Source organism: Streptococcus cristatus (assembly GCF_003943505.1).
GTDB lineage: Bacteria > Bacillota > Bacilli > Lactobacillales > Streptococcaceae > Streptococcus > Streptococcus cristatus_E.
In genome coordinates, this window is record NZ_RJPS01000003.1 from 85,478 (window position 1) to 97,538 (window position 12,061).

At 44.0% G+C, this 12,061-nt stretch carries 12 protein-coding genes, 1 pseudogene and 1 riboswitch; of the genes and pseudogenes, 12 read left to right on the forward strand and 1 reads right to left on the reverse strand.

The features are described 5' to 3' along the window. The first annotated feature begins 1 nt into the window (after position 1). The 8 genes from efeB (at position 2) to D8792_RS03965 (ending at position 8,545) form a co-directional block, all read left to right on the forward strand. Complete coding sequence (efeB, locus tag D8792_RS03925; RefSeq protein ID WP_125372971.1) at positions 2-1,210, forward strand: iron uptake transporter deferrochelatase/peroxidase subunit; 1,209 nt, start codon at positions 2-4, stop codon at positions 1,208-1,210. Then, positions 1,188-2,885, forward strand: coding sequence for an FTR1 family iron permease (locus D8792_RS03930; protein ID WP_125372972.1), 1,698 nt, complete (start codon positions 1,188-1,190; stop codon positions 2,883-2,885). The genes efeB and D8792_RS03930 overlap by 23 nt, the downstream gene beginning before the upstream one ends. After that, entirely contained in the window at positions 2,878-3,585 is a 708-nt protein-coding gene (gene tatC / locus D8792_RS03935) for a twin-arginine translocase subunit TatC (protein ID WP_125372973.1), read from the forward strand. Before D8792_RS03930 ends, tatC begins: the two co-directional genes overlap by 8 nt. Further along, positions 3,585-3,770 (forward strand): twin-arginine translocase TatA/TatE family subunit, encoded by a 186-nt coding sequence (locus D8792_RS03940; protein ID WP_061423004.1) that lies wholly within the window; start codon positions 3,585-3,587, stop codon positions 3,768-3,770. Before tatC ends, D8792_RS03940 begins: the two co-directional genes overlap by 1 nt. A 170-nt stretch (positions 3,771-3,940) precedes the next feature. Continuing rightward, on the forward strand, positions 3,941-4,924 hold the full coding sequence (guaC, locus tag D8792_RS03945) for a GMP reductase (RefSeq protein ID WP_125372974.1): 984 nt from the start codon (positions 3,941-3,943) through the stop codon (positions 4,922-4,924). Beyond that, a riboswitch (purine riboswitch) is annotated at positions 4,919-5,016 on the forward strand. (Overlaps the previous gene by 6 nt.) Before the next feature lie 101 nt (positions 5,017-5,117). Beyond that, positions 5,118-5,699, forward strand: a complete 582-nt coding sequence (locus D8792_RS03950) for a xanthine phosphoribosyltransferase (protein WP_125372975.1) — start codon at positions 5,118-5,120, stop codon at positions 5,697-5,699. 1 nt (position 5,700) lies between these two features. After that, positions 5,701-6,966: a nucleobase:cation symporter-2 family protein gene (locus D8792_RS03955; protein WP_125372976.1), complete on the forward strand. Its 1,266-nt coding sequence runs from the start codon at positions 5,701-5,703 to the stop codon at positions 6,964-6,966. Positions 6,967-7,204: 238 nt separating this feature from the next. Beyond that, entirely contained in the window at positions 7,205-8,545 is a 1,341-nt protein-coding gene (locus D8792_RS03965) for an MATE family efflux transporter (RefSeq protein ID WP_125372977.1), read from the forward strand. 53 nt (positions 8,546-8,598) lie between these two features. On the opposite strand, the pseudogene D8792_RS03970 reads toward D8792_RS03965, so the two are convergent. Further along, positions 8,599-8,787 (reverse strand): annotated as a pseudogene (locus D8792_RS03970) (4-oxalocrotonate tautomerase); the annotation flags it as partial. 161 nt (positions 8,788-8,948) lie between these two features. Here D8792_RS03970 and D8792_RS03975 point away from each other — a divergent pair. The 4 genes from D8792_RS03975 to D8792_RS03990 are packed head-to-tail and all read left to right on the forward strand — an operon-like array spanning position 8,949 to position 12,049. Continuing rightward, positions 8,949-9,521, forward strand: a complete 573-nt coding sequence (locus D8792_RS03975) for a thymidine kinase (protein ID WP_125372978.1) — start codon at positions 8,949-8,951, stop codon at positions 9,519-9,521. A gap of 35 nt (positions 9,522-9,556) precedes the next feature. Then, complete coding sequence (prfA, locus tag D8792_RS03980) at positions 9,557-10,636, forward strand: peptide chain release factor 1 (protein ID WP_125372979.1); 1,080 nt, start codon at positions 9,557-9,559, stop codon at positions 10,634-10,636. Then, a complete protein-coding gene (prmC, locus tag D8792_RS03985; RefSeq protein WP_125372980.1) occupies positions 10,636-11,466 on the forward strand; it encodes a peptide chain release factor N(5)-glutamine methyltransferase in 831 nt (276 codons plus the stop codon). Before prfA ends, prmC begins: the two co-directional genes overlap by 1 nt. Next, complete coding sequence (locus tag D8792_RS03990) at positions 11,459-12,049, forward strand: L-threonylcarbamoyladenylate synthase (protein WP_125372981.1); 591 nt, start codon at positions 11,459-11,461, stop codon at positions 12,047-12,049. Before prmC ends, D8792_RS03990 begins: the two co-directional genes overlap by 8 nt. Positions 12,050-12,061: the final 12 nt, after the last annotated feature.

Genomic DNA, 12,061 nt, shown 5'->3' on the forward strand with positions numbered 1-12,061 from the left:
GATGACCAAGGACGAAAAATGGTTTAATAAAAAAATGGATCGTCGGGAATTTCTTAAAAAAGCAGGGATTGGAGGCGCAGGTTTAGCACTTGGTGTCTCCAGTGCATCTGCTTTTTTCGCTAATCAAGCGAAGGAAGACAAAAAATTGGCTGACGGCGATGAAGAAATCAGTTTTTACGGTGAGCACCAAGCTGGCATTACAACAGCCATGCAAAAGAATATCTATTTTGTCATTCTGGACTTGCATACGACGGATAAAGAGACCATTATCCAGATGTTCAAGGACTGGACCGCTTACAGTAAAAAGTTGGTCAATGGGGAGCTAGTCAAAAAAGATGGCTCTAATGCCCTCTTGCCACCTACGGATACTGGCGAAACAGTCGGGCTCAACCCTTATCGACTGACCTTGACCTTTGGCATCTCCGCCTCTTTCCTGAAAAAAATGGGCTTGGAGGAGAAAAAGCCTAAGGAATTTCGCGACTTGCCTCCTTTCCCCAAGGAACAACTAAAAGAGAAATATACTGGTGGGGATATTGTCATTCAAGCTTGTGCGGATGATGAGCAGGTGGCTTTTCATGCCGTTCGCAATCTGGTTCGTAAAGCGCGAAATACTGTCACCATGAAATGGAGTCAGGCTGGTTTTGCTGCTATAGGCGATCGTATGTCTACTCCCCGCAATCTATTTGGTTTTAAAGACGGCACGGCCAATGTCACCAAGGAGAAAGATTTTGACAAGGTGGTTTGGTGTGATAGCAAGGACTGGATGAAGGGTGGCTCCTACATGGCTGTCCGTCGGATTCAGATGTTTCTTGAGACTTGGGATCGGACCAATTTGCAAGAGCAAGAAAATACCTTTGGTCGTTATAAGGAGAGCGGAGCGCCCTTTGGCAAGAAGAATGAATTTGACGAGGTAGACTTGGACTTGCTTCCAGTTGATGCACATGTGCGGCTGGCCAAAGAGGTCGACAAGCCTCTCTATCGTCGTTCCTATTCTTATTCGGATGGGATTGATGAAACAACGGGTCAATTTGATACAGGTCTCCTTTTTATCTCTTTCCAAAAGGATCCCGACAGTTTTATCAAAGTCCAGACAAATCTTGGAGCACAGGATAAGATGAATGAATATATCACCCATGTGGGCAGTGGCTTGTTTGCTTGCTTCGGCGGTGTCAAAGAAGGAGAATATCTTGGTCAGAAATTATTTGAATAAGATCTTGTTTTTATTTTTGGCGCTCGTACTCCTAGCTCAGCCTGTATCGGCTGAGGATTCTTATAGCAGTCTCTTTATCAAGATTACGGATGCCAGCACAGCCGTTCAAAAAGGCGACCAAGCCAGTGCCAAAGAGTTGCTGGAAGAAATCCAGACTGAATTTGCGGCTTTAAGCAACCATGACTCAGCTGCAGGGAAAGAAGTCAGCAAGGCCTTGACTATCTCGGGCGATGTGACAGAGGATAAGCTGACCAAGGTCTCAGCCGCCCTTTTAGCTTTTGAAAAGGAGCAGAATCCTGTTGATCTTGAGGCGGAAAAAACCAAGCTGGTCAATAAACTAGAATCAAAGTTTCAAGCTCTTCAGGCAGCGATTGAGAGCAAGGATCTTGAAAAGATTCGTGAAGCCTATAAAAAAATGAATTCAACTTGGACTGCCAATGAAGGAGTGGTGCGGGATCATAGTACGGCTCATTATGGTAAGGTGGAAACGGCCATTTCATTTTTACGAAGTGCTATCGAGACGGAACCGACGGATTTTGAAGCTATTCAAACTTCTTATGATGACCTGACGGCAGCGATTGACAGCTTTGTCAAGGGAGAAGAAGCGACAGCTAGCAGTGAAAATCTTACGCTGGCAGATGGTATTAGTCTGCTGAAAAAGGCTCTGCTTGCTTTCCAAAAAGGGGACGAAAAGCAGGGCAAGGCTGCGATGAAGAAATTTATCACGATTTGGCCAAGTGTTGAAGGAGATGTCGGCACGAAAAATCCTTCCCTCTATACCAAAGTAGAGAGCCAATCACCTGTCATCATGGTGAAGGGCAAGGATAAGGAGTATCAAGACCAGCTCGCGTCCTTAATCAGTGAGCTAGAACAGATTGACACCAGCGGGTCTTATACTTTCTTTGATGCCATGCTGATTTTGTTGCGTGAGGGCGTTGAGGCTCTCTTGATTGTGATGGCACTTGTCACGACGCTCAAGACGTCCAAGATGAAAAAAGGTCTCAAATGGGTCTATACTGGTGCTGGCTTGGGCGTACTAGCCAGTGCGGCCATTGCCATTTTGCTACAGACTCTTTTTCCAGCCGTTGCCTCTGGCTCCAATCGTGAAATTATTGAGGGAGCAGTGGGGATTTTTGCGGTTGTCATGATGATTTTGGTCGGCATTTGGCTCCACAGCAAGTCCTCTGTCAAGAAATGGAATGACTTCATGGAAAGTCAGATGCAGGCAGTGACAGCCAGTGGTAGTTTTATTTCCATGTTTGCCCTGAGCTTTCTCGCTGTTTTCCGTGAGGGGGCGGAGACCATCTTGTTCTATGCGGGAATTTTACCACGAATTACTACTCTAGACTTCTTTTTGGGACTGGGATTTGCTATTTTGGTTTTAGTTTTGCTCGCAATTCTAATGACCAAGGCTAGCAGTTTCATTCGGCCTCATCGGATTTTCTTTGGTCTGACTTGGCTGATCTATGCGCTGGCCTTTAAAATGCTGGGTGTCAGCATTCATGCCTTGCAATTAACAGCTATTTTCCCTAGTCACTTGATTTCTCATCTTCCAACCATTGATTGGCTGGGAATTTATCCGAGCCTTGAAGTGCTTCTAAGTCAAGCCATCTTTCTGGTCGTTGTCCTCTATGTGACCTTTAGAAATCGGCAAAGGGAGAGAGCAGATGCCTAGTAAGGAACAGACCGTTATTGAACACTTGACGGAATTTAGATGGCGTTTTATAGCTGTTTTAATCTGGTTTGGTTTGATTTTTCTGGTCAGTCTGCTTTTTGCAGCGGATATTTACAAATGGCTGACTGCTTCTTTTGAGCAGAAGCTGATTGTATTGGGACCAGACGACATACTTTGGATTTATATTAGCCTGGCTAGTCTTGTGGCTTTCTCACTGACGCTCCCTTTTATGGTCTATCAGATTTGGGAATTTATCCGCCCTGCTCTTAGAAATAGTGAAGCAAAGGCGATTTTTGCTTACATACCAGCTACATTTTTCAGCTTTGTCTTGGGCTTGGCCTTTGGTTTTTACTTCGTCAGCCCTGCTATTTTGCAAGTTTTGCTCTCTTTAGGAGATGGTTTATTTGCCGTCCAGATGACAGCGCAGAACTACCTGTCCTTTCTGTTTCACACGACCATTCCGATTGCTTGCTTGTTTGAATTGCCTGTCATTGTGGCCTTTCTGACATCAATCGGTTTGCTCAAACCGCAATTTTTGATAAAATATAGACGCTATGCTTATTTCGTTTTATTAGTATTAGCAGTAATCTTGACGCCGGCTGATTTCATCAGTGACTTGTCAATGACAGTGCCACTGATCTTGCTGTATGAAGTTAGTATCCTATTGAGTAAAATGATTGAGAAAAGGAGAACATCGTAATGGGAATTTTAAAAGATATCGGGCTACCAGGGCTTATCGTTATCGTCCTAGGTGCCTTACTGATTTTTGGACCAAAACGTCTGCCAGAGCTAGGGCAGTCGATTGGAAAAATGTTTTCAGAGTTTAAAAAGGCAGTTGACGGAGGAGCAGAAGACTCCAACTCAGAAAAAGATAAGAAAGAATAAAACACGGGCGACCGTGTTTTTATTAATTTCCGAACATTATCAATAATATATTTGAAATATTTTACAAAACCTGTACCTTGTGATATACTTTCTTTGGAAACGTCTGGATAGATGTAGTGATGCTGAAGAGCATAGGTAGGTCATTTTTTAGTATTGATAAGGAGTTTTCTATGCTCAATGATTTTCAGGTTTTTGACTATGAAGATATTCAACTAATTCCAGCGAAATGTATTGTGAAAAGTCGTTCAGAGGCTGATACCAGTGTGAAATTAGGTAAACATAGGTTTCGGATGCCGGTCGTACCGTCTAATATGCAGACGATTATTGACGAATCTGTCGCTGAAGAGCTTGCTCGAGGAGGCTATTTTTACATTATGCACCGTTTCGATGAGGAAGGTCGCAAACCATTCGTCAAACGAATGCATGAGCAAGGCCTGATTGCATCGATCTCCGTCGGTGTGAAAGACTATGAGTATGACTTCGTTAGTAGCCTTAAAGATGATGCACCTGAATACATTACCATTGATATTGCACACGGGCACTCAGACAGTGTAATTCAAATGATCCAGCACATCAAGAAAGAATTGCCCGAGACATTTGTCATTGCGGGCAATGTTGGAACTCCAGAAGCCGTACGGGAGCTGGAAAATGCTGGCGCAGATGCAACCAAAGTTGGTATTGGACCAGGAAAAGTTTGCATAACCAAAGTCAAGACTGGATTTGGTACGGGCGGATGGCAGTTGTCTGCACTTCGTTGGTGTTCAAAGGTTGCCCGCAAGCCTATTATTGCGGACGGAGGGATTCGGACGCATGGTGATATTGCCAAATCGATCCGCTTCGGAGCTAGCATGGTCATGATTGGTTCGCTCTTTGCTGGCCACATTGAAAGCCCAGGTGAAACCATCGAGGTAGATGGTGATAAGTTTAAAGAATACTATGGTTCTGCATCCGAGTATCAAAAAGGTGCTTATAAAAATGTCGAAGGCAAGAAGATTTTGCTGCCGGCTAAGGGACACTTGCAAGATACATTAACTGAAATGGAGCAGGATTTGCAGAGCTCGATTTCCTATGCGGGGGGGCGTGATTTGCATAGCCTAACTCGCGTGGACTATGTCATCGTCAAAAACTCCATCTGGAATGGCGATGCTCATTAATGAAATAGAATAACTTATTTATCTTGCTAATGATTGGGGCAAGGTCTCTACAAGATGCCAAACATCTAACAATAAGTGAGCCTAATGACTTTCTGATACTTTTAGTATCAGGCTATTTGTCATTAAAAGAAAGGACTTGCTTATCGTGGTAGGTCCTTTAATCATTGAACCAAGATATGTTAAGAGGAGATACATGAAAACATTAGAAGAAAGAATTTTGAGGGATGGCAACGTTTTAGGAGAAAATATTCTCAAAGTTGACTCTTTCCTGACTCATCAGGTCGATTTTTCGCTTATGAAAGAAATCGGGCAAGTATTTGCTGAGCATTTCAGGAATGCAGGCATTACAAAAGTTGTGACGATTGAGGCTTCAGGGATTGTACCGGCTGTCTACACGGCAGAAGCTTTGGGTGTTCCAATGATTTTTGCTAAAAAGTCTAAGAACATCACTATGACTGAAGGGATTTTAACGGCGGAAGTATATTCCTTTACCAAGCAGGTCACTTCGACTGTCTCCATCGCTGGCAAGTTTTTGGAGTCAAGTGACAAGGTCCTGGTCGTTGATGATTTTTTGGCAAATGGTCAGGCAGCCAAGGGCTTGATTAAAATCATTGAAGAAGCAGGCGCTGAGGTGGCAGCCGTTGGAATTGTGATTGAGAAATCCTTCCAAGATGGTCGAAGCTTGCTAGAGGCTCAAGGACAAACAGTTCTTTCTTTGGCTCGAATTGACAGATTTGAAAATGGAAAAGTTGTATTTAGAGAGGCAGATCTATAAGATGAATTATAATGAAGAAAAACATTCACAGGCAGCCATTTTAGGTTTGCAGCATTTGTTGGCTATGTATTCCGGATCCATTCTGGTTCCAATTATGATTGCTGGGGCTTTGGGATATTCGGCTGAGCAGTTGACTTATCTGATTTCTACTGATATTTTTATGTGTGGTGTTGCCACTCTCTTGCAACTCCAGTTAAATAAATATTTTGGTATCGGTCTGCCAGTCGTGCTGGGCGTGGCCTTTCAATCCGTTGCTCCTCTGATTATCATTGGGCAGAGCCATGGTAGTGGCGCTATGTTTGGTGCCTTGATTGCATCAGGGATTTATGTTGTTCTGATCGCTGGGATTTTCTCAAAAATCGCTAATCTATTTCCTTCAGTTGTTACTGGTTCGGTCATTACGACCATTGGGTTGACCTTGATTCCAGTGGCCATTGGCAATATGGGAAATAATGTAGATAAGCCTACCGCCCAAAGTCTGATTCTAGCAGCTGTGACGGTATTGATAATTCTTTTGATTAACATTTTTACCAAAGGTTTTATCAAATCCATCTCTATTTTGATTGGTTTGATTGTCGGAACGGGCATTGCTGGAGCCATGGGCTTGGTAGATTTAACGCCGGTCGCACAGGCTCCGCTGGTCCATGTGCCAACCCCTTTCTATTTCGGAACACCGAAGTTTGAATTTTCTTCTATCGTGATGATGTGTATCATCGCAACGGTTTCTCTAGTGGAGTCAACGGGTGTATACTTAGCACTTTCTGACATTACCAAAGATGAGATTGATAGCACCCGCTTGCGAAATGGCTATCGAGCAGAAGGACTTGCTGTCTTGCTGGGTGGTATCTTCAATACTTTCCCTTACACAGGATTTTCTCAGAATGTGGGCTTGGTCAAATTATCTGGTATCAAGACGCGGTTGCCGATTTACTATGCGGCTGGTTTCTTGATTCTTCTCGGTCTTCTGCCAAAATTCGGAGCCTTGGCTCAGATTATCCCAAGTCCAGTTCTTGGCGGTGCTATGCTGGTCATGTTTGGTTTTGTGTCCGTTCAGGGGATGCAAATCTTAGCGCGTGTTGACTTTGAGCACAGTGAGCATAATTTCCTCATTGCAGCGATTTCTATCTCAGCAGGTGTCGGACTCAATGGTAGCAGTCTTTTCAACAGCCTACCGACCAGCCTTCAGATGTTCTTCTCAAACGGAATTGTCATGGCCAGTCTGATTGCCATTGTCCTAAATGCTATCTTAAATCGCAAAAATAAATAAGAAAGAGAGTGGGACAGAAATCGGTAATTCGTTAGAATTCGATTTCGTCGTCCCACCTCCGCACAGTTGAGTAGGGCTGTAAAAGCTGATGAAATCAGCGTAGTAGAGCCCACTCAACCACTGCGTCTTGCTCAACAATCCAAAGACAATTGAGAGGCTAGGACTTTTGTCCCAGCCTCTTTTGACTATTGAGCTGGCTTGTAGTATAGTAAAAGAAGATTAAAAAAAGGACTTCAACATGTATCAGACTTATCATTTGAAACAACGCCTAAGCTTGTTTGTCTCAATTTTTCTTCCCATCTTGATTTACCAGCTGGCAAATTTCTCGGCTTCCTTTGTTGACACGACCATGACGGGCCAATACGATACCTTGCATCTGGCAGGCGTGTCTATGGCGACCAGTCTGTGGGGTTCATTTTTCTCCTTTCTAACGGGGATTGTGTCTGCTTTGGTACCGATCATCGGTCATCATTTGGGACAGGGGAAAGATGAAAAAATTGCATCAGATTTTTATCAGTTTATCTATCTTTCTTTGGCTCTGTCGTTGATGTTATTTGCGCTGGTATTTGTGGGTGCCCCTTTGGTTTTGCAACGTCTAGGCTTAGACCCTTTGGTAAAAGATGTGGCCCAGCATTATCTTTGGTACTTGTCCATCGGTATCATTCCCTTCTTGCTCTTTAGCGTCATTCGCTCTCTCTTAGATGCTCTAGGGCTGACTCGGCTTTCTATGTATTTGATGCTCTTGCTCCTACCTTTGAATGCCAGCTTTAATTATGTTTTGATTTATGGAGCTTTTGGCTTTCCAGAAATGGGTGGAGCTAGTGCGGGACTAGGCACTTCTTTGGCTTATTGGGTTTTATTAGTCATATCACTATTACTGGCCATCAAACATCCTAAAGTCCGCCAATACCAACTCTGGAAAATTCGTCCCTTGAACAAAGCTGGTTTGGCTGAAGGTTTTCGCTTAGGTTTGCCAATAGGAGGCACAGTTTTTGCGGAAGTTGTCATCTTTTCAATCGTCGGACTAGTGATGTCAAAATTTTCTTCTTTGATTATTGCTAGCCATCAGGCTGCCATGAACTTTTCTACTCTTATGTATGCTTTCCCTATGAGTATCTCTACAGCTATGGCCATTATTATCTCTTATGAGCTGGGGGCTGAGAGACTTGACGATGTGAAGAAATACTGCACTTTGGGTAGAATTGTGGCATCCATTTTTGCGGTCTTTACCTTGATTTTTCTCTACATTTTTCGAGATAAGGTTGCCAGTCTCTATGGCTCTGATCCAGAGTTTATTCGTCTGACCTCAATCTTTCTGACTTTTAGCCTCTTTTTCCAATTGGCTGATACGATTGCCGCTCCTTTACAGGGAATTTTACGAGGCTACAAGGATACTCAAGCTCCATTTTACTTGGGCTTACTAGCTTACTGGGGCGTTTCCTTGCCTCTGGGCTTGTTTTTAGATTATGCTACGGGCTTGGGACCTTATGGTTATTGGATTGGACTGATTGCAAGTTTGGTCGTGAGTGCCACCCTTTACCAACTGCGATTGAATTATATCCAAAAGAAGCGACGCTGAGCATTTTCATCATAAAATTAAAAGGCTGAGTTATTATCTCAGCCTTTTTGATTTTATTTTGTTCGCATTTCACCTTGAGGGAAGTAAGTGCCTTCTGGCATGTCGTTGATGATGACATGTACAGCAGACTGAGGTGCGCCAGTATTTCTGACAACGGCTTCGGTGACTTCCTTAGCCAAAGCTTTCTTTTGTTCCAAGCTGCGTCCTTCAAATAAATCAATTCTGACAAATGGCATATGATTTCTCCTTTTCTTTTGCTAATCTTATTTTATCACAAATTAGGTTTTAAAGAATAGTGAATTGTGGTAAAATAATAGGAAGTACGGTCGGTCTTTCAAGCAGAGTTTATGGACAGTGCTGAAAGTCCTAGAAAGACAATACTTAGAGAGAATGTAAGAATAAAATGGCTCAGTTATATTATAAATATGGCACAATGAATTCGGGCAAGACGATTGAAATTTTGAAAGTGGCCCACAACTACGAAGAGCAGGGCAAAAGCGTAGTCATCATGACCTCAGCTGTCGATACACGTGATGGCTTTGGCGTTGTTTCCAGCCGCATCGGCATGAAGCGATCTGCGATGGCAATCGAGGACCAGACAGATATTTTTGGCTATATTCAAAGTCTGCCTGAAAAGACTTACTGCGTTTTGATTGATGAGGCTCAGTTTCTGAAACGCCATCATGTCTATGATTTGGCTAGAGTGGTGGATGAGCTGGATGTTCCAGTCATGGCTTTTGGTCTGAAAAATGATTTTCGCAATGAACTCTTTGAAGGTTCCAAGCATCTTTTGCTCTTGGCTGATAAGATTGACGAAATCAAGACCATTTGCCAATATTGCTCTAAAAAGGCAACCATGGTTTTGCGGACGGATAATGGGAAACCCGTCTATGATGGCGAACAGATCAAAATCGGTGGCCATGAGACCTATATTTCTGTTTGCCGCAAGCATTATTTCAATCCACCCATTAAGTAGAATGAATTAGAAAATCAAGGAGATAGATTACAAAGATGAATATTTATGACCAGTTACAGGCAGTGGAAGACCGCTATGAAGAGCTCGGAGAATTGCTCAGTGACCCAGATGTGGTCTCAGATACCAAGCGTTTCATGGAGCTTTCAAAAGAAGAGGCTTCTACTCGTGATACGGTAACAGCCTACCGCGAATACAAGCAAGTCCTTCAAAACATCGTTGATGCTGAGGAGATGATTAAAGAGTCTGGCGGAGATGTTGACTTGGAAGAAATGGCCAAGCAAGAACTCAAAGATGCCAAGGCTGAAAAAGAAGAATACGAAGAAAAACTGAAAATTTTGCTCCTTCCAAAAGATCCAAACGACGACAAGAACATCATCCTTGAAATCCGTGGAGCAGCTGGTGGAGATGAAGCGGCGCTTTTTGCTGGAGATTTGCTGACGATGTATCAGAAGTATGCGGAAGCCCAAGGCTGGCGCTTTGAAGTCATGGAAGCTTCTATGAATGGCGTCGGTGGTTTCAAAGAAGTAGTGGCTATGGTTTCTGGGCAATCCGTTTACTCTAAACTCAAGTATGAATCAGGTGCCCACCGTGTACAACGAGTTCCTGTGACAGAAAGTCAAGGCCGTGTTCATACATCGACAGCGACAGTTCTCGTCATGCCAGAAGTGGAAGAAGTTGAATACGATATCGATCCAAAAGACCTTCGTGTTGACATCTACCACGCATCTGGTGCTGGTGGACAGAACGTCAACAAGGTTGCGACTGCCGTTCGTATCGTTCACTTGCCAACCAATATCAAGGTTGAAATGCAGGAAGAACGGACCCAGCAGAAAAACCGTGAGAAGGCCATGAAGATCATCCGTGCGCGTGTTGCTGACCACTTTGCGCAGATTGCTCAGGATGAACAAGATGCTGAGCGTAAGTCAACGATTGGTACAGGTGACCGTTCAGAGCGTATCCGTACCTATAACTTCCCGCAAAACCGTGTCACAGACCACCGTATTGGTTTGACTTTGCAAAAGCTTGATACGATTTTAGCTGGCAAACTGGATGAAGTCGTCGACGCCTTGGTTCTCTATGACCAAACGCAAAAACTAGAAGAGCTGAATAAATAATGACATTAGCTCAATATTTGGCGGAGCTAGAGCAGGAGCTAGTAGCAACGGGAGAAGAAGCAGAAAGCCTGTCTTTTGTTTATCGGGCTCTTAATGAGCTCTCCTTTACCGATTTTGTTCTCAAGCTTCAGACAGCAGTCAGCCAGGAAGACCGTGACCAGCTAAAAGCAATTCAAGAGCAACTGCTTGCTCATAAGCCGGCCCAGTATATCATTGGGAGCAGTGACTTTCACGGCTTGACTCTCAAAGTGGACGAGCGAGTTCTGATTCCAAGGCCTGAGACGGAGGAGCTGGTAGAGCTGATTTTGTCAGAAAATCCTGAAAGCTCCCTATCTGTCTTGGATATCGGCACGGGCAGCGGGGCCATCGCACTGGCACTAGCAAATAGCCGTCCAGACTGGCAGATTACTGCTTCTGATCTCTCGAAAGATGCTCTTGCCTTGGCAGCAGAAAACGCTCAGTCCTGTGGCCTCAATCTTGCTTTTGTCCAATCCGATTGTTTTGAAACAATCAGTGGCAAATTTGACATTATTGTCTCCAACCCGCCCTATATTTCAGAAGCGGATAAGGATGAAGTTGGACTTAATGTTTTGACCTCAGAGCCTCATATGGCCCTCTTCGCAGAGGAGGATGGTTATGCCGTCTATCAGAAAATAGCAGAGCAGGCAGGGGAGCATCTCACAGAAAAAGGAAAAATCTATCTGGAAATTGGTTACAAGCAAGGAGTCGGCGTCAGGGAGTTATTCAAAAAATCCTTCCCGCAAAAACGAATTCGAGTCTTGCAGGATCAATTTGGTAAAGATAGAATGGTGGCAGTGGACAATGGATAAGATAGAAAAGACTCTAGCAGCAGGTGGAGCGGTCGTCCTGCCTACGGAAACTGTTTATGGCCTCTTTGCCCAAGCCTTGAACGAAGAGGCGGTTGAGCGAGTCTATGAATTAAAAAGAAGACCTCGTGACAAAGCTCTCAATCTCAATGTGGCTAGCTTGGAAGAAGTTTACCGTTTCTCTAAGAACCAGCCCAGCTATCTAGAAAAACTCTATCAAGCCTTTCTACCTGGGCCACTGACTATTATCCTCCAAGCCAATGACCGAGTGCCTGCTTGGATTAGCTCTGGTATGGAAACTGTGGGCTTTCGGATTCCTAAGCATCCAGTTACGCTGGACTTGATTCGCAAGTACGGACCCTTGATTGGTCCATCCGCCAATCTTTCTGGAAAAGCCAGTGGAACTGATTTCCAGCAGATTATGATGGATTTTCAAGAGCAAGTCTCGGGAGTAGAAGATGATGCTGCTTTGACAGGTCAGGATTCAACCATTCTGGACTTGTCTGGAGAAAAGGCACGTATTTTGCGCCAAGGAGCCATTACCCGCGAGGACATTCTCGCCCAAGTAAGTGATATAACATTTTAACTATTAGGAGCC